15 protein-coding genes are annotated in these 17,576 nt (G+C 52.6%); 1 reads left to right on the top strand and 14 read right to left on the bottom strand.

What is annotated here, in order from left to right; genetic code table 11:
• Positions 1-6 precede the first annotated feature (6 nt).
• Genes JOD01_RS04050 through iolB form a run of 3 tightly spaced genes read right to left on the bottom strand, consistent with a single transcriptional unit; the run spans position 7 to position 3,459 of the window.
• Entirely contained in the window at positions 7-1,080 is a 1,074-nt protein-coding gene (locus JOD01_RS04050; RefSeq protein WP_204516964.1) for a M24 family metallopeptidase, read from the bottom strand.
• 16 nt (positions 1,081-1,096) lie between these two features.
• Positions 1,097-2,599, bottom strand: a complete 1,503-nt coding sequence (locus tag JOD01_RS04045) for a UxaA family hydrolase (RefSeq protein ID WP_204517212.1) — start codon at positions 2,597-2,599, stop codon at positions 1,097-1,099.
• A gap of 56 nt (positions 2,600-2,655) precedes the next feature.
• On the bottom strand, positions 2,656-3,459 hold the full coding sequence (gene iolB, locus JOD01_RS04040; protein ID WP_204516963.1) for a 5-deoxy-glucuronate isomerase: 804 nt from the start codon (positions 3,457-3,459) through the stop codon (positions 2,656-2,658).
• A gap of 256 nt (positions 3,460-3,715) precedes the next feature.
• Here iolB and JOD01_RS04035 point away from each other — a divergent pair, with 256 nt between their 5' ends.
• Positions 3,716-4,696: a LacI family DNA-binding transcriptional regulator gene (locus JOD01_RS04035; RefSeq protein WP_204516962.1), complete on the top strand. Its 981-nt coding sequence runs from the start codon at positions 3,716-3,718 to the stop codon at positions 4,694-4,696.
• A 13-nt stretch (positions 4,697-4,709) separates the two neighbouring features.
• Here the strand turns inward: JOD01_RS04035 and JOD01_RS04030 are convergent, their stop codons facing one another.
• The 11 genes from JOD01_RS04030 to JOD01_RS03980 all read right to left on the bottom strand — a co-directional run bounded on the left by JOD01_RS04030 (position 4,710) and on the right by JOD01_RS03980 (position 17,554).
• Positions 4,710-5,450 (bottom strand): response regulator transcription factor, encoded by a 741-nt coding sequence (locus tag JOD01_RS04030; RefSeq protein WP_204516961.1) that lies wholly within the window; start codon positions 5,448-5,450, stop codon positions 4,710-4,712.
• Positions 5,425-7,293, bottom strand: a complete 1,869-nt coding sequence (locus tag JOD01_RS04025; RefSeq protein WP_204516960.1) for a sensor histidine kinase — start codon at positions 7,291-7,293, stop codon at positions 5,425-5,427. Before JOD01_RS04025 ends, JOD01_RS04030 begins: the two co-directional genes overlap by 26 nt.
• Positions 7,294-7,503: 210 nt before the next feature.
• Positions 7,504-8,544 (bottom strand): TRAP transporter substrate-binding protein, encoded by a 1,041-nt coding sequence (locus tag JOD01_RS04020; RefSeq protein ID WP_239565189.1) that lies wholly within the window; start codon positions 8,542-8,544, stop codon positions 7,504-7,506.
• 58 nt (positions 8,545-8,602) lie between these two features.
• Positions 8,603-9,898 carry a TRAP transporter large permease gene (locus JOD01_RS04015; RefSeq protein ID WP_204516959.1) on the bottom strand — a complete coding sequence of 432 codons (1,296 nt, stop codon included), beginning with the start codon at positions 9,896-9,898 and terminating at the stop codon, positions 8,603-8,605.
• Between the two features lies 1 nt (position 9,899).
• A complete protein-coding gene (locus JOD01_RS04010; RefSeq protein ID WP_204516958.1) occupies positions 9,900-10,397 on the bottom strand; it encodes a TRAP transporter small permease subunit in 498 nt (165 codons plus the stop codon).
• 218 nt (positions 10,398-10,615) lie between these two features.
• The gene (locus JOD01_RS04005) at positions 10,616-11,917 is read right to left on the bottom strand and encodes an MFS transporter (RefSeq protein ID WP_204516957.1); all 1,302 of its coding nucleotides are present in this window, start codon (positions 11,915-11,917) and stop codon (positions 10,616-10,618) included.
• A gap of 137 nt (positions 11,918-12,054) precedes the next feature.
• A complete protein-coding gene (locus JOD01_RS04000) occupies positions 12,055-14,217 on the bottom strand; it encodes an acetate--CoA ligase family protein (protein WP_204516956.1) in 2,163 nt (720 codons plus the stop codon).
• A complete protein-coding gene (locus tag JOD01_RS03995) occupies positions 14,214-14,648 on the bottom strand; it encodes a Zn-ribbon domain-containing OB-fold protein (protein ID WP_204516955.1) in 435 nt (144 codons plus the stop codon). The genes JOD01_RS04000 and JOD01_RS03995 overlap by 4 nt, the downstream gene beginning before the upstream one ends.
• A 2-nt stretch (positions 14,649-14,650) precedes the next feature.
• Complete coding sequence (locus JOD01_RS03990; protein WP_204516954.1) at positions 14,651-15,796, bottom strand: acetyl-CoA acetyltransferase; 1,146 nt, start codon at positions 15,794-15,796, stop codon at positions 14,651-14,653.
• A 27-nt stretch (positions 15,797-15,823) separates the two neighbouring features.
• The gene (locus JOD01_RS03985; RefSeq protein WP_204516953.1) at positions 15,824-17,029 is read right to left on the bottom strand and encodes an MFS transporter; all 1,206 of its coding nucleotides are present in this window, start codon (positions 17,027-17,029) and stop codon (positions 15,824-15,826) included.
• A 108-nt stretch (positions 17,030-17,137) separates the two neighbouring features.
• A complete protein-coding gene (locus JOD01_RS03980; protein WP_204516952.1) occupies positions 17,138-17,554 on the bottom strand; it encodes a MaoC/PaaZ C-terminal domain-containing protein in 417 nt (138 codons plus the stop codon).
• Positions 17,555-17,576: the final 22 nt, after the last annotated feature.

The raw sequence follows: 17,576 nt of genomic DNA, 5'->3' as shown, positions 1-17,576 counted from the left end.
TCCTTTCTAACGGACCAGAATACCGGGCCGCGCCAATTTGCTTCCATTCCACACTGCCTCCACCGTCGGGTATTGTCCCGTAAAAGTGAGAATCTCCGGTCCGTTTGCCGTTACCAGAATGGTATCCTCCGATTTCACTCCGGAAATGCTCGGATTCCAGGCAAACGCCTGATTCGCTTGCACTTCCCTGACAAGACCGGGCAAGAGCAATTGTTCCCGCGACAAATAACCACTCAGCCCACCTTGATGGTGGTGTTGCCATTCATTCGCGAAGCCGACGGTTTGGTAAACCTCCTGCAACGTGGCAAACAACTGCTCAAATTGCTTCCCTGGCACCGTGGACAGAATGAGCGCGGCATCGACAGTGGCCACTGCCTGCAAGCGGCGTTCAAGCTCAGCCGGCGGTTGGCCAAAATGGACCAGCCGCGTACATGAGACGATTTGTCCCTGTCTGCGTCCGCCGACGACCAACATGGCATAGCGCTCCAGCCGTTTTGTTGTCGGCAGCGGATGGCGGCGCTGAAAAATCCGCTGATCGGTGCCCACCAGATTGACGATCGGTTCGATTCCCCGCGCGATACAGTTCGCAGCCAGGCGAGCGGCGATTTCGTATTCCGTCTCTCCGATGCTGATCTGTCGGGCCGTCTGCTCCAATGCTTCCGCAGTCTCCCGCGCCAACGATCTGATTCGCACCTGTTCGTCGTCTGACAAAATCGAACGCATCACAGACAGCTCCGCTTCCAGTTCACTGTCCCAGAGCACCTGTTTCCCTTCCGTCCAATCGGCCAGCAGTTGCTCCAACCGACCAGGAAGGTGCCAAGGAAACACCTTCACTTCCGCAAATTCAGCTTGCACTTCTTCGTCGATCAACCGCTGCGCTTCAATGTTGCTGGCAAACAGCACAGCTGTATCCAGACTGACGAAAATGGTCCCGACAGCTCTTTCCGTCCCCAGATTGACGAACGAACGTCCGCCGGTCAACCAGGAAAAATTTTTCTGTTGTCCGATCAGCAGCCCGTCGAGCTGTTTCGCCCGCAGCAGTTTGCGCAATTGCTCCACCTTTTGTTGAAAGTCTTTCATCGCTCATCCGCCTCGATCATAAAATCACGCCATCTTTGAAGATTGCGATTTCTTTGAATCCGTTTTGTTCATTTCGCGTCTGCTCCGCTCCGGAGGCCACTTTCACAATATACTGAAACAGTTCCTGACTTAGTCCCGGCAAATCGGCATCTTCCAGCAAACGCCCGGCATTGAAGTCAATCCAGTTGCGCTTCTTCTGATACAGCTCGCTGTTCGTAGAAATTTTGACGGTTGGCACCGGTCCGCCAAACGGTGTCCCGCGTCCGGTCGTAAACAGCACCAAATGCGCCCCCGCCGCGGTCAGCGCGGTAACGGAAACGAGGTCGTTGCCGGGTCCCTGAACGAGATTCAAGCCATTTTTGCCGACGCGTCCTCCATATGGCAGCACATCCACCACTTCGGCAAAACCGCCTTTTTGCACGCAGCCGAGCGATTTTTCTTCCAGCGTGGTAATTCCGCCCGCTTTGTTGCCTGGCGACGGATTTTCGTAAACGACCTGATCGTGTTTGAGAAAATACTGTTTAAAATCGTTAATAAGTTCTACCATTTTTTGGAACACTTGCTCGTCTGCCGCCCGATTCATCAAGATCGTCTCCGCACCAAACATTTCCGGAACTTCCGTCAGGATCGTGGTGCCGCCCTGGGAAATCAGCAAGTCGGAGAAGGCCCCGACGAGCGGATTGGCGGTAATGCCGGAAAATCCGTCCGATCCGCCGCACTTTAACCCGACTTTCAGCTTGGACACGGGAATCGGCTGCCGTTGAAATTGTTCCGCGTAGGCAACCAGTTCGCCGATCAGTTCCAACCCGGCTTGCAATTCGTCTTCGACCTGCTGGCTGACGAGAAATTTGACCCGATCAGGATCATACGGACCGATTGCCTGTTTGAACAAATCCACATAATTGTTTTCACAGCCAAGCCCGACAACCAGGACGCCGCCGGCATTGGGATGTTGCACCAAATCAGCCAAAATGCGCTGCGTATATTGCAAATCGTCGCCCAGTTGTGAACAGCCGAATGGATGCGCAAAATGATACACACCGTCGATCCCGGCATGCTGGAACGTGCGATTGGCCATGTTGGCCAGCGTTTCTGCCGTTTTGTTGATGCAGCCTACCGTATTGATAATCCAGATTTCATTGCGGATGCCGACCTCTCCGTTTTTTCGCAAATAGCCTTGGAACGTTTGGCTGGATGGCTGAAGCTGCACCTTTTTTTCGGCAACCGGTTCGTAGCGGTATTCCAACAGCCCTTCGAGATTGGTGGCAACATTATGGGTGTGGACCCATTCTCCGGCAGCGATGTCCACCGTGGCTCGGCCGATCGGGTAGCCAAATTTGCTTATGTTTTCCCCCGCTTTGATTGGCTTGCGGGCAATTTTATGGCCTTGCGGTACGTCCGACTGGACGACCAGCGTCTCGCCATCGAACGTGATTTCCTCCCCTGCGGCAAAAGGTCGCAAGGCAATCAATACGGAATCGTCCGGCCGGATGACCAGATAGGAAGCAGCAGTTTTCATCGATTCGTTTCCTTTCTTCATGATTTGATCCGAAAGAACGTTTGCCGCTTGTTCCGCTAGTCGAGCGTATGCAGCCATCTGTGATCAGGGTCTTCATATGGCCGCAATGTTCTGCCGCTTTCCCCGGCCATGAACCAGAGATAATACAGCTGGTAGCCGCCGCCGGCCACGACCGGATGATATCCTTTGTCAATCGCGAAGCTGTCCCCGTGCCGAATGATATGCGCCTCATCGATTGACAGATCTTTCGTATAGTGGAGCTGAACGCCGAAACCTTGCTGCGGGTTTACTTGATAATAGTAGATTTCTTCCAAATTGGGTTCTTCCGGGGCAAACTCACCGTCATGCTTGTGCGGCGGATACCCGGACCATTCGCCCGGCTTGTGGAACGTTTCGCCCAACACGATGCGCTGCACACGGTTGTTGGCATTGTCGGCGATGATGTCATGCACTTCCCGATTCCACTGCGCCTTGCCGCGCTGCTGCACCACGACTTCTTCCGGCCGGACAACAAATGGCGCATATTTCTCCTCTGCTTTCACTTTGCAAACCGCAATTTGCAGATCGGTTTCCGCAGTCACTTGGTAAGCCGACTGGCAGGGGACAAAGACGGTTGTCGCCTTGCCTTCAAACACATTGTTTCTTCCCCCCAATCCTGTCCACCGTTGATCTTCCGCGGAAATCGCAGCTTTGCCCGACAAGATGACGAGTGCCGTTTCATAACCGTTCGTCTGCGCTTCATACGTTTGTCCTTGTTTCAGCGTAAGCTTGCCCAAAGCAAGATACTGCAACAACGGGTACTCTTCCCCGATCAAATCCTGGTATCCTTCCGCTTCTTTCGCTTTCATAAACCGTTGCATAAATGCGTCACCCTTTCCTTATTTTTCGCCTTTTTCGAAAACGTTGTCACAATAAATCTATTCCAGAAGGCAGCCAACGATAACTTGCGGAATAATGAAGAACTCCGCGGTCTGCTGTCAGCCGCAAATTTTTACAACGTTGTTATTTTTATCGGCCGCAAACAGCCATTCGCCGTTCAATTCCTGAACAGCTCTGTTTCAAAGAGTAATGAAATCGTTTAAAATATGATCAATACTCTGCCTGCGGGGGGTCGCGATGAGCGTAACGATTAAAGATATCGCCCGAATCGCTGGAGTCAGCTATTCGACCGTTTCCAAAGCTTTGAATGACAGTCCACTCGTGAAGAAAAAAACCAAAGAAGCCATTCTGAAAGTCGCGGAACAGCTCGGCTATCAGCCCAACATGGCCGCGAAAAGCCTGGTGTCGAAGAAAAGCCAAATCATCGGTGTTGCCTGGCCGACAGTGGAACGGCCTGCCTGGTCCACCCTGATTACGAAAATCAACGATTTGCTTGGGCAACAAGCGTACCATACGCTTTTATCGATCAACCCGGTGGATTCAGCGATCACGATCTTCAACCGATTTCACGTCGATGCCATACTGCTGTTTCAGGAGGAAAGCCGGGGCAGACCCGGTTTGCCCCAGTCAACGGTCCCGATTTTGTGCTACGGGAAACCGGAGGGCCAGCTGTCTGCTGTTGATGTCAACCGGCGAAAAGCGATGTTTGCCGCCGTCCGCTATTTGTACGAACGAAACCATCGCCGGCTTGCCTATATCGGCGATTTGTCGCCGAACGATTTGATCCAGCAGGAAAAATATATCGGGTTTGCCGAAGCGATCATCCAGTTCGGCTTGCCCACCCACCCGCTGATGACGATGAACACGGCCGGCAACAGCGCCGACCAAGGGTACCGTTTGACCAAGCAATTGCTCCACTCCGCTTATGAACCTACCGCGATTGTTTCCGGCAGCTATGACATCACTGTGGGAGTGATGCGTGCGTTGAAGGAAGAGGGAGTGATTGTTCCCGCTGATCTTTCGCTGATCAGCTATGACAATATTCCACAGATGGCCAGCTTCGATGTCCCGATCACGGCTGTAGGCGCACCGATCGAACGGATCGCTGCCGGCATCGTCGACTCACTGTTCGCAATCATCAACAAAACCAAGCTGTCGCCGTTTTGCAAGCAAATTGAAATTGAGCTGGTCGAACGCGCTTCCTGCCAACCGCTGTAACCGCCCGGAAACATCAGGACGTCTTGAACCTGATCTTGCGGTATTCCGACGGTGTGTTTCCCGTTATACGCTTGAAGTTGTTGCTAAAATAAGCCAGATCGGAATATCCCAACCGATCGGCAATTTCCGAGATGCGCAGCGAAGTCGACGCCAGCAGTTTTTTCGCTTCCTCGATTCGCAATTCCGTGACATATTCCACGAAATTTTTGTTAAGCTGTTGCTTGAAAAATTGGCTCAGGTAACTGGGATTCATGTGCACCCGCTTGGCAGCTTCCGTCAGCGTCACTTCACACAACGGCGTCTCCCGGATATATTGCAGCACAAGCTCAATGGTTGACGGCGGCATCGCTTCCTGCGGTGCGCTGCTCCGTTCGTCATCCTTCTCCTGTTTTTGCAGCCATTTGTTCAAACAATTTTGCAAATCCGACTCTTCCACCGGCTTTAGCAAATAATCGGACACGCCAATCCGCAAAGCATGCTGGACAAAGGGAAATTCGTCGTGAACGCTAATGACAATCACATCCTGCGGAAATTGCAATTGACGCAACTGCTCGGTAAAGGCCAACCCGTCCATCACCGGCATGCGGATGTCAGTCAAAATCAAGTCGACTTCATTTTGCTTCAGCCAATCGAGAGCTTCCAGACCATTTTCCGATTCATGCTTGACTTGAAAAGGAAGATCCAGATTGTGAATGGACCAGCGTAATGCCGTTCGTACCCATCTCTCATCATCCACCAGCAAAATGCTGTTCATTGTGTTCCTCCCCCATTCCGTCTTTGACGATCGGCATGCGTATGCTCACGGTCGTTCCCGCTCCGCGCTGACTGCGCACGCGGATACCAAACTCCGCTCCAAACAGGTTAACGATCCTTTTATGCACATTGGCGATCCCGATGTTCGATTCTCCGATCTTGGGCTCCATTTGCCGCAAATTGGCCTCGATCTCCTGCAGGATCTCTGCGGAAATGCCTGCCCCGTTATCGGTAATTTCGACAACAAACGAATGTTTGGACTCGCGGTAAACCGAAATGTTGATCTTTAACTTTGGCACATTTGAAGCGAAACCATGAACAAAGCAGTTTTCCAATAGCGGTTGCAAGGAAAACTTGACGACTTTGTAAGACAGCGCCCATTCCGGTATGTCAAACTGATAGTCGAAACGGTGTTCAAACCGGAACTTCTGAATTTGCAAATACATTTCCGCAAACTTTTGCTCTTCCCCCAGGGAGACCGTCGGCAAATTGTTGCGCAGGTTAAAGCGGAGCAGCTTTCCCAATAAAAAGGCCATCGTGGCAATGCTTTCCTGCTCCTCTTCCAGCGCCATGCCCCTGATCGTCTCCAGCGAATTGTAAAGAAAATGGGGATTGATTTGCGATTGCAGCATCTTTAATTCAACATTTTTTTGCCGCAGGGACATTTCCGTTTCCCGCAATTTGGCAAAATATACTTCTTCCAGCAAACTGGACAGTCTTTCCACCATCCGGTTAAACCCTAACGTCAACTGTCCAATCTCGTCATGCGACTCTACCTGGACGCGCGCCTGCAAATTGCCCACTTCAATCTCCCGCATATATTGCTGCAGCCGCTTGATCGGTCCAATCAAACTTCTGGCAAAGCCGTAACCAAGCAAGTAGGCGAGGATTAAAGATACCAGAATGGTCCAGGCAATCGTTTGCCCGATCTGAATCGTTCCCCTCATCAACTGGCCGTAAGGAATGGCGGTAAAAAAGCGCCAACCGAGGCTGGGGGAATACGTATAGGTAATAAAATGCTTACCCTGCTGCTCGAGAATCATCGAGCCGCTCGACTGGGAAGAGAACCGGGAAATTTGCGAAAAATCGGCCTCTTGCCCGAGCTTTAGATGGTTTGGATGATACACATAATGCCCTTTGGAATCCAGGATAAAGAAAACGCCGTTTTTGCTGAGCGACACTTTGTTGGAAATTTCCTCGATCCTTCGGAAGTTGATGTCAATCAAGAGCAAGCCGACAGGTTGCAAAGTCTCCGGATTATACAATCGCCTAACCAGAGAAATGACCGGCTCTTCTTTGTTGCTCAGTTTTAACGTGCGGCTGACGAGCAGACTGAGACCATTTTGCGGGATGGACGAGTACCAGTACTCTTGCCGGATTTTGCTGGCCGGATAATAGTTTCGGTCGCCCAAGGTGTCGATCACTTCGGCATTGTTATCCAAGATCACCGTAATATTGGAAATATCGGACCGCGAGTACTCGGCGTCTTTTAGAATCGCTTTGACCGACTTGCGGATTTCCCCGTCGCTGTCTTCTTCGATCGAGTTTAATTTCAAATAGTCGATCAACTGCGGGGAGTTGATTATGCGCAAGCTGGTGATTTCAAAATCACGAATATAATATTCGATATGAGTCTCCACCTGCTCAATGACCTGCAAACTGGAGCCTTTGACTTCTTCCTCCAGCTCAAGCGAGGAACGCAAATAGGAAATGACGCCAACGGACAACATGGATATAATGACCAAAAAACTTGAAAAAAGAAACAGTTTCGTCAGGAACGACTGGTCCCGAAAGAGAACAAAGCGCTGAATCCATTCCCGTACGTTTCTCCATCGGCTATTCATAGGTCCTCCCCACTACCGCCAACAGGCTTTGAAATCGCTTTCAATAAATGTGAACATGGCGGTTTGTCTTTACCTATCTTCGCGCTTTGGTCAACATTTTCCTGTTGTTTTAAGCATGTTTAGTCATTTCCTGCAAACTTGGCGTACGGTTTCTCTTCCACCCACTATTCGCTTGCCGCCCGGGAACCCGAACGGCGAACCGTCGATTCTCTATTGCCTTGCTTTGTCGACGGCGTCCAAAATTTCCTGATACTTGCTGCCATGCTTCTCAACAACCGACTTGACGGCATCTTGCCAAGGTTTCAAATCGGTCACTTCCGTAATCGTTACTCCTGCCGCTTTTAATTTTTCTGCCGATTCTTTCTCCCATTTTTCCCAAGATTCCCGTTGTGTGCTGACAGAATCAAGCGCAGCCTGTTTCACAATTTTTTTGTCTTCCTCTGACAGTTTATCCCAGGCCGATTTGCTGATCAGCAGCACTTCAGGTGTGCGTTGGTGCGTATCCAGGATCACGTTTTTGGCTACTTGATAATGATTGGAAGAATAGTAGCTCGGGAAGTTGTTTTCCGCTCCGTCGATTACGCCGGTTTGCAAGGCGCTGAACACTTCCCCATAGCCCATCGGCGTCGCGCTCGCTCCCAGCGCCTCGATCAGATCGATATTGACTTTGGTTTGTTGCACGCGGAATTTTTGCCCTTTCAAATCTTCGATGCTGGTGAGCGGTTTGCGCGAGTAAAAGCTGCGGGCACCGGAACTGTAATACGCCAATCCTTTCATGCGGGATTGTTCGAGATCATCCAGCATCTTGTTGCCCATCTCTCCCTCAAGGAATCGCCACAAGTGCTCATCGTTGTCGAAGATATACGGCAGACTGAGAATGGACAATTCTTCATTAAACTCAGCCAGCGGCGCGGCGTTGGTGCGGGCGAACTCGATCGCTCCCAACTGCACTTGTTCGAGAACCGCTTTCTCTTCCCCCAATTGTCCGGAAGGGAATATCTCAATTTTGATGCGTCCATTTGTCCGTTCATTGACGAGATCGGCAAACTTTTGGTCACCGATCACCGTCGGATAATCCGGCGGATGCGTGTCAGCCAAGCGGAAAGTGTATTGCGGACCGCTTGCCCCGGAATTTTCGCTGCCGCCGTCCGGAGTCGGACTGGCAGTGTTGGAGGAGGAACAACCGGCAAGCACAGAGCCGGCCAGCAGCAACGTAGCGACTGCCCCCATCAAGCTTTTTTTCTTGTTCATTCCCAAAACACCCCTTATCGTTTGTTTGGCAAAGCTTTATTTACTCACTTGTTCCCGCTTATTGGCCTACCAAATTCGGCAACCACATGACCAAACCGGGAACATAGGTGATGAGTAACAAGACGATCAACATCGCGTAAAAAAATGGCATCATGGCTTTCGTTCCTTGCTGGATCGATACTTTGCCGATCGCGCACCCCACAAACAGGACGGTTCCGACCGGCGGGGTTAACAGTCCAATCCCCGCATTCAAAATCAGGATGATTCCGAATTGGACAGGGTCCATGCCAAAGCTGGTGACAACCGGAAGCAGGATCGGCGTCATAATCAGGATCATCGGCGCCATATCCATCGGTGCGCCCAACAGCAGCAGCAGCACATTAATAATAAACAGGATGATAAGCGGATTGTCGGAAATGCTGAGCAACAAGTCTGTTACCATCGCCGGAATTTTCAGGTAAGCCAATACCCAACCAAAGGCGGCTGAGGCAGAAATCAGGAAGAAAACCATTGAAACCGTTTTCATGGTGCGTTTTAAAATCGTCCAGATTTGCGGAAATTTCACTTCCCGATACACAACCGTGGACAACAGGAACGCGTATACGCAGGCCATTGCTCCCGATTCAGTCGCGGTAAACCAGCCGGAAATGATCCCGCCCAAAATGATGACCGCCGGAGTCAAGGAAAGCAGTCCGTGCAATATTATCCCTTTTATTTGATCTTTCGGGACAGGCTCGCCCTTTTGGTACCCCCGTTTTCTTGCGATCAGGTACCCCGTGACCATCAGCGAGAGCAACAGCACAAATCCGGGAACGATTCCCGCCATAAACAGGCTGGAAATGGAGATGCCCCCTGCTGCCAAAGAGTAGAGCACCAGGTTGTGGCTGGGCGGTACGACTACGCCCTGAATCGCCGATGATATCGTTACCCCGACTGCGTAATCGGCGTCGTAGCCCTTTTGTTTCATCATCGGTATCATCACGGAGCCGACCGAAGAAGCATCGGCCACAGCGGAGCCGGAAATATTGCCAAAAAACATACAGGCGACGCTGTTTACCATGGCCAAGCCACCGCGAATACGCCCGACGCAAAGATTTGCCAAATTGACCAACCGCAGCGCCAACCCGCCTTCGCTCATGATCTGGCCCGTCAGGATAAAGAACGGAATGGCCAGCAGCGAGAAAGAGTTGATTCCTTGAACCATTTGCTGTCCAATAATCGGCAGCGGAATATCCAGGTAAAGGCAGGTCAGCAACGAGGAAGCGATCAATGTCAAGGCGATGGGGAATCGGAGCAATACCAGTAGAACAAAACTTGCGACCAATATCGTGACGGCTATTGCTGTATTTGCCAAATTACGATCCCTCCTCCATGTCTTTGTAGCGAACGGTGTCTACATTAAAAAACTGCAATAAAGCGTAAACACAGATCATGATTCCGGTAATCGGCATTTCGATGTAACCGACACTGCTGGGCATTTTGGTAGCCGGCAAGGTGGACTCCTCCATCAGAACGGTGAACTCCCAGCCTTGTACGACCAAGTAGAGCCCGAATGCAAAAATGCTGGCACTGATCACTTTGTCGAGAATCTTGTTGAAAGTCTTGGGCAGATGGTGCGTAAAGGAATCGATACCCATATGGATGTTTTCACGGAAGCCGACGGTGATGCTTAAAAAAGCAAACCAGACGAGCAGCAGCAAGGTAATTTCTTCCGACCAGAAAAAAACAAAATTGAATAATTTCCGCGTGACAACCTGGGTAGTGACGACCAACACCAGCAGGACAAGCGACAAAAGAGTCAGATTTTCAAAAAGCGAGTCGATGGCCAAAGCGACTTTCTTGATTGATCTCACTACGTCCCCCCCTTTTTAAAGCGTTTTCATTTCGTTACTTCAACTGTACGTCTTTCAAAAATTTTTTTAAAGCAGAGCTTTTTTAGAATATTTTGTGTTTTTTTTAGGTCAGCAAATGAACACAAAAACAGACCCGGGACGGTTGATCCCGAGTCTCATTTCCCGTTTTGTTCTTTGTCTGTCAAAGCAGCGTTTTTACAAAGTCCGCGTCTTGGTGGTTACCCTGCTTTTGAGCGCAGCCACGGACCTTTGCCGGTAAACAGGCAAGGAATATACACGATCACGCCGACGCCAACGGCAATCCACAGCCAGGTCCCCCAGTCGTAAGCTTCGACGACCATCGGGGCAATCAACGTCGACAGAATGCTGACCACCTTGGACAGCAAACTGAAGACGGCCCATGCCGACGACTGCAGGGAAGCATTGACATCTTCGGCGTTTTCCGAGAACAGGGCGCACCACGGTCCGTAGGCGACGCCGATCACTCCGCCGAGGATGGAGGTGTAGATCACCATTGCTCCTTCGGAAACCTCCTTGCCAAACAAAGAGAGGAAAATCACCATGTAGATGGCGAACAAGATCGCGCCAATCAATGACACTATTTTGCGCAACTGCAACCGGTCGGAAATCCAGCCGGCAATGAGCAGCGTCAACAGGTTGAACAGCCAAAAATATTTGGCGATGGCGGCTGCCCGATGCGGCTCATATTGAAATTCATCGACGAGAATTTTCGGCCCGAATCCGGCAATCGCCATATAGGTCAGCAGAAAAAGGGAGATTCCGGCACTAAGCGACCAGATGTGAGGTACCCGCAAAATGTCGCGCATTTTCGGAAGGGCGATTTCCTGTTTTTTTGCGCTTGCCCGTTTGTTCACCGCTTCTTCATCGTCGATGACGTGGGCACGCAATTGCGGAGAGAGGTCATAGATATTTAGCATGATGACAACGGCGGAAATCATCGCAATAGTCCCGCCAATGATAAATTGTGATTGCCAGGTATTGAAAATCGGCAGCGTCCATCCTGCCATGGCTGCGGCAAAGAAGTTGGAGCCGACCGGGCCGAATGTCCAGAAGCCGAACGCGAGCGCCCGGCCCAGCCGCGGGGAAAAGTCACGCACCAGCCCGGCAGTCGTGCCGATCGCCATGCCATCTACAAACGCCAGCACAATCCGCAGCAGCAACAGTTGCGACAAGGAACCGACCAATGCCATGCCGTAGACGCAAATCGCCGTTAAAAACAGGCCAGGGACCAGGAACTTGACGCGCCCGTACTTATCTGACAAAGGGGCGATAATTAAACCGGAGATGGCCGAAGCAATTACAGAAATGGCGGATACCACGCCATACTGCGTCAGCGTCACATCGAGATCGTTGAGCAGCAGCGGCAGCACAGGCGCAATCTGAGCTTCATAGGAAGCAATGAAGTTGGCGAGAATGGCAATAAACAGCAACCATGTTCTTCTTCTCCCGACCGGATATTCAGTGAGTTCACGGGATAACAGTCCCGCAGGTTTTAACATTCGCGTCGCCTCCTCATTTTTTAAAGCGCTTTCAAAAAAAGAAGGGCCTCCCTACTCACTTATCCAATTTGATATCCGGTACTTCTTCAGCCAAGATGCCTCTTGCTGTTCTCTCTCTATCGTCAAACTGCCAGCCTTTATTGCGGTTGCCGACTTGAATTGCGCGGTTCCTTCCATTTGATCAACGCATCCAGTGCCTCCACCTGTTCGCCGCTTACCCACAACGGATTGATTTCCAGTTCTTCCAACTCGTCTTGCATCGTCCAGGCGAGCGTGCCAATCTTGCAGATCGCTTCCGCAACCTTGTCGAGATCAGCAGCTTTTTGTCCCCTCGCTCCTTTTAACAAAGCGATCCCGCGCAGCTCCTCCAGCATAGCTCTGACCTCTGCGCGATTGACGGGGAGCAGCCGCAAACTCGTGTCCTTCAGCACTTCCACAAACACACCGCCGATCCCGCAGGCCAGCACCTGTCCCCATAGCGGGTCCTTGACGATTCCGACCAGCAATTCCACTCCGCCAGAGCGCATCGGACTGACCAGAATTCCTTCCACTTGACTTCCCGGGGCGTGCTTCGCCACATTTTCCATGATCGCCGCAAATGCTTGCTCTACCTCTTGCGGTGAAGCGAGATTCAGTTTGACTCCGCCGATGTCGCTCTTGTGGGCAATCTCCTTCGATTGTACCTTGAGCGCGACGGGATAGCCCACCTGCCCGGCCGCCAAGACCGCGTCGCCGGCAGTTGTTGCCAGCACGCCAGGCGCTACCGGGATGCCCTGCTGCTGCAAAAACAGGCGTGCCTGATATTCTGACCATTCTCCCTGAGCTGAACCAGCAGTTGCCGCTTGCTTAATAGATGGCGTCTCCGCTGCTGCTTTGTCTTTGCTTGCGCTGTATTTTTCATACCACCAGACGGCCTTGCCCAGCGCGGTCATGCCATGCTCCATTCCGCCGAGGAAATGCAGCCCGTAATGGTCCGCTACTTTTTGCCCAAACGGCGTCAGTTCCAGGGCGGTATTCATGACCAGCACGATCGGAACTTTCGCCTGCCGGACAATGTTGGCCACTTCTTCATACTGTTGGTAGACAGGTGCGGCGTCCTCCGGTTCCACCCGCGGCGGATCAACCAAACAGAGAATAAAATCGAGTTCAGGGTCGTCGGATACGGCAGCCAAAGCCCGTCGCTGCAAGCTGCGGTCAACCACCACATAACCGGTGACATCCAGCGGATTGTGAACGGTGGAGAAAGCGGGGACAATTTCTTTCAGCCGTTCCACCGTCTGCGGGGCAAACTCCGGCAGTTCAATCCCTTCATCGGCGCAGCGGTCGGACAAAATGTCGCAAGCACCGCCAGACGGCGTCACCACTCCCATCCGTCTGCCAATCAGCGGCGGCGTATAACCGAGCAAGCCGGCGGTTGTCAGCAAATCTTCCAATGAATCGACCCGAATGACCCCGAGTTGGCGAAAAGCGGCGTCATTGACCGCATCGTCGCCGACCAAGGCGCCGGTGTGAGCCATCGCGGTATGGGCGCTCTTCTCGCTGCGGCCAATTTTCAGGGCGACAATCGGTTTGCCGTACTGCAGGGCCTTGCGAGCGACGCGGGCAAATTCCTGCGGATGGCGGATCGATTCGAGGAAGAGCGCGATCACCTTTGTCGCTTCATCTTCAATCAAATAATCGATCACGTCAGTCGCGGAAATCATCGCTTCATTGCCCATCGCCACGAGGAAACTGAGCCCGACATTGCGCGCCTGCGCCAGCGTCATGATCGAACTGGCCAACGCGCCGCTTTGCAGAACGACACCGACCGGTCCCTTTTTCAACGGCGGGGTGATCCGCAGTCCGTAAGGCGTAATGCTTGCTGTTGCGTTGACAAATCCATTGCCGTTTGGCCCCAATATCAGTTGGTCGTGCGCGCGGGCAAATGACAGCAACTCTTGCTCCAATTTCAGTCCTTCCGCCCCCAGTTCGCTGAAGCCTGCCGTCAACAGGACCAGGTTGCGAATTTTTTTATCGGCTGCCTCCTGCATCACCTGCTTGATCCTGCTCGAAGGAACCATCACATAGGCCAGATCCACTTCCTCCTCAATCTCCATCAGCGAATGATACGCCTTTTGGCCATGAACTGTATCGCGATTCGGATTGACGCAATAGATCGGACCGGGAAAATTCATGACTTTCAGATTTTCGTAGGTAAACAGCGACCACATCGATTTATCTGTCGCCCCGATCAGCGCGACATTTTGGGGATGAAAAAACGCGCGCAACCGCTCTGGCGATACTACTACTTTTTCACTCAAGATTCATTCCCCCCATTGCCAGTCGATAAAGAAGAGCACAATGCAAAATAAGGCAAGGTTAGCTCATCGTCGATCTGTTCGAAAGTGACCATCACCGGTTTGCCGATGGCGATGTCCGCCCGGTCTCCCACAATGCGCGTCATCATTCTCACGCCTTCTTCCAGTTCCACGATCGCCACCACGTACGGTGTTTGCTCGGCAAACGGCCCAAATGCCCGATGAACGACCGTATAGCTGTAAATCTCGCCCCGCCCTGTCGCCCGGACCCACGAGACTTGCTCGGAAAAACAGTGCGGACAAAGCAGCCGGGGATAAAAGATCGCCTGCTGACAAGCATCGCATTTTTGAATCCATAATTCCCGGCGTTTCAACCCTTCCCAAAACGGTCGGGAATCGCTGTCAATCACCGGTTTTGGCAGTTGGCTCGTCATCCTTAATCCCTCCCCAAAATTACGGTGGACGTCGAGGAAAGAACGCCGCCCGTGCCATTTACCAACGCCAGTTTGGCATCGGGCACTTGTCTCGCCCCGCATTCGCCCCGCAGTTGGCGCGCCGCCTCAATCAGCAGGAAAATGCCATACATCCCCGGATGTGTGTAGGAAAGCCCGCCGCCATTCGTATTCATCGGAAAATCGCCGCCTGGCGCCGTCCGTTGTCCGCTGACAAACGCTCCGCCTTCGCCCGGCTGGCAAAATCCCAATGCTTCCAAGGTCAGCAGCACGGTAATCGTGAAAGAATCGTAAATTTCCGCCACATCGATCTCTTGGTGGGTGACGCCGGCCATTTCCATCGCCCGCCGGCCGGACTCCCGCGCCCCGGTCATGGTCAAATCGGGCATATTGCTGATCGAATTATGCGTATGCGTTTCACCGTGGCCCAAAATCCAGACCGGCCGCTTTTTGGCCCGAGCCGCTGCCTTCGCCGAGGCGACGACGACGGCCCCGCCCCCGTCTGTCACCAGGCAGCAATCCAGCAGGTGCAGCGGCTCGGCAATCATCCGCGATTGCAAAACATCGGCGATTTCGATCGGTTCCCGCATCATCGCTTTTTCGTTTAACATCGCCCACTTTCTTGTCGCCACGGCAATCTCCGCCAATTGCTCCGAAGTTGTGCCATACTGATGCATGTGACGCATCGCCGCCAGCGCATAGGCCCCGACCGTCATCGGCAGGCCGAAGGAACGTTCATACTGTTCTGTAAGCGGCGCGTAGGGCACCGACCGCCCGCGGGAGCGATCGGAGCGCTGCGTACTCCCATAGGTAATCAGGGCAACATCGAACAAGCCCGCTTTGATCCCCGCCACCGCGTGACCAACATGGGTTTCAAAGGAGGACCCGCCAATATTGGTTCCATCGGTAAACTTCGGTTTGATGCCCAAATACTCGCCCAGCATCAAATTGGTCGCCCATGCCCAGTTGCCCGCTGTAAACAGGGCATCGACATCCTCTTTACCAAACCCGGCATCATCGAGTGCCGCTTTGGCCGCTTGCGCCTGAAGCTGAAGCACCGTTTTATCCGGCACGATGCCCAAATCCGATTCGGCAACACCGACAATCGCCGCTACGCGTTCTGACTTCAATTTGCTTCACCTCTGCTTTAAGGTTGTTTATCCTTCCGCCTGCTGTTTTTTGGCTTTCATTCGCGTCAGATAAAATAAGAGAAAAATGGCGGCGGTCAGCATTAACAAGCCGCCCGAGAAGAAAAACGGACTTCTCTCTTGCACCGAGTACAGCCAGCCGGCCAGCAACGGACCCAACGTTCGCCCAAGGCTTCCAACTGTACCTTGCGAGCCGAACATGCTGCCTTGCAATTGCGGAGCGGTATGAAGGGAGATTCCTGTGGTGATCGAGGGATAGCTTAATCCTCTGCCAAACGACAAGACAGCCAGGGCGAGAAATGCCCAGATCAGCAATTGTGACAAGCCCATCGCCAAATAGCCGATCATTCCGCAAATCATCCCGATCACAATCGTACCGACTTCCCCGCATTTGTGAAAAATCCGGGAAAAGACGGTTGCCTGTGCCACCGCGCTGACTCCGGCATTGATCATAAACGCCCAACCGGCCATCGTCGGCGTAGACCTGAGCGAACCTGTCACAAAATAAGAGAGTGTTGTGGAGATGCTGGCATCAGCCAATGAGAGCGCAAATGTCCCAAACAAAAGCGGGGCGATCATCCGATTCTGCAGCATGTGCCGAAATCGCTGCAACCAGCGAACTTGCAGCTCTGCTGTGCCCTGCGCGGCAACCGCTGTCTTGCTTGTGCGAGGCAACAAATATAAAGCCAAGAGGCCATTGATGATGGAAAGCAGTCCTACGCTGACAAACGGCACCTGAATGCCAAACAAGCTGAGAAAAGCGCCAAGCGGCGGTCCGCAAATAAAACCGATGCCATTGATCGATCCCATATAGCCCAAGATGCGCGCCCGCTCCTGTGCGGCTGTGCATTCCGTGACCAACGCCATCGAGGATGGATAGACCGCGGAAGACATCAAACCGGACAAAAACCGCAAGATGAGCAAAACAGCTACACTGGGGGCAAAGGCAAGCAGCGCCGATGAAACGCCGTAGCCAACGATTCCGAGTATCAGCACGGGGCGCCGGCCAATGCGATCGCTCACCCCTCCCCAGATCGAACTGGCGACGAGCGAAGCACCGGCAAAGACCGACATGGCAAGCCCCATTTCGAAGGTGGAAGCACCCAGATGCTGTGATAAAAAAGGGAGAGTTGGGAGTATAATTCCAAAACCTATATTGGTGAGAAACATCGTTGACATTAACACCCAAATCGTCACCGATCGCGTCAGTACCACCCACTTCCGCCTGCGGTTCAAGCAAGGCCAGGTGCCCGCTGATGTTTACCGCCGCTGTCTTTGCAAATACCAAACACCTGGTCCCTGATCCCTTCTTTCTGCCACCTGTCAATAATAGGTCAACGTTGCCTCGCCGATCGTCAAAGGTTTGCCTTCATCCCGCGAGATGAACACCTCCAGATCGACGGTGCGACTCGCTTCGTCCTTGCCGGTTACCTTGGCATGGCAGGCTAACACATCACCCGGAAACACCATTCCGGAAAACCGAACTTTCAGCCGGCTGACAAACCCGTAAGTGCCGACGATTTGCCCCGCATGCTTCGCCAAAAACCCCATGCTGAGCATCCCGTGGGCGATCACGCTGGGCAAGCCTACTTTTTTGGCCGTCTCATCGTCGGTATGAATCGGATTAAAGTCGCCCGAGGCTCCCGCGTACTTCACCAGCTGAACCTTTTCGATGGCAGGCTGCACCAGCGGTTCGAGTTCCATCCCGACTTCGAGCTCATTCCAAGTGAAACTTTGCAAACAACTCCCCCCTTTCGAAACA

Source organism: Brevibacillus fulvus (assembly GCF_016908525.1).
Classification (GTDB): Bacteria; Bacillota; Bacilli; order Brevibacillales; family Brevibacillaceae; genus Brevibacillus_G; species Brevibacillus_G fulvus.
This window is presented reverse-complemented; position numbering and strand designations above follow the sequence as displayed.

Coding starts and splice junctions, on each gene's coding strand:
- JOD01_RS04050 (WP_204516964.1), bottom strand. CDS start 1,080: ATGAAAGACTTTCAACAAAAGGTGGAGCAATTGCGCAAACTGCTGCGG.
- JOD01_RS04045 (WP_204517212.1), bottom strand. CDS start 2,599: ATGAAAACTGCTGCTTCCTATCTGGTCATCCGGCCGGACGATTCCGTA.
- iolB (WP_204516963.1), bottom strand. CDS start 3,459: ATGCAACGGTTTATGAAAGCGAAAGAAGCGGAAGGATACCAGGATTTG.
- JOD01_RS04035 (WP_204516962.1), top strand. CDS start 3,716: ATGAGCGTAACGATTAAAGATATCGCCCGAATCGCTGGAGTCAGCTAT.
- JOD01_RS04030 (WP_204516961.1), bottom strand. CDS start 5,450: ATGAACAGCATTTTGCTGGTGGATGATGAGAGATGGGTACGAACGGCA.
- JOD01_RS04025 (WP_204516960.1), bottom strand. CDS start 7,293: ATGAATAGCCGATGGAGAAACGTACGGGAATGGATTCAGCGCTTTGTT.
- JOD01_RS04020 (WP_239565189.1), bottom strand. CDS start 8,544: ATGAACAAGAAAAAAAGCTTGATGGGGGCAGTCGCTACGTTGCTGCTG.
- JOD01_RS04005 (WP_204516957.1), bottom strand. CDS start 11,917: ATGTTAAAACCTGCGGGACTGTTATCCCGTGAACTCACTGAATATCCG.
- JOD01_RS03995 (WP_204516955.1), bottom strand. CDS start 14,648: ATGACGAGCCAACTGCCAAAACCGGTGATTGACAGCGATTCCCGACCG.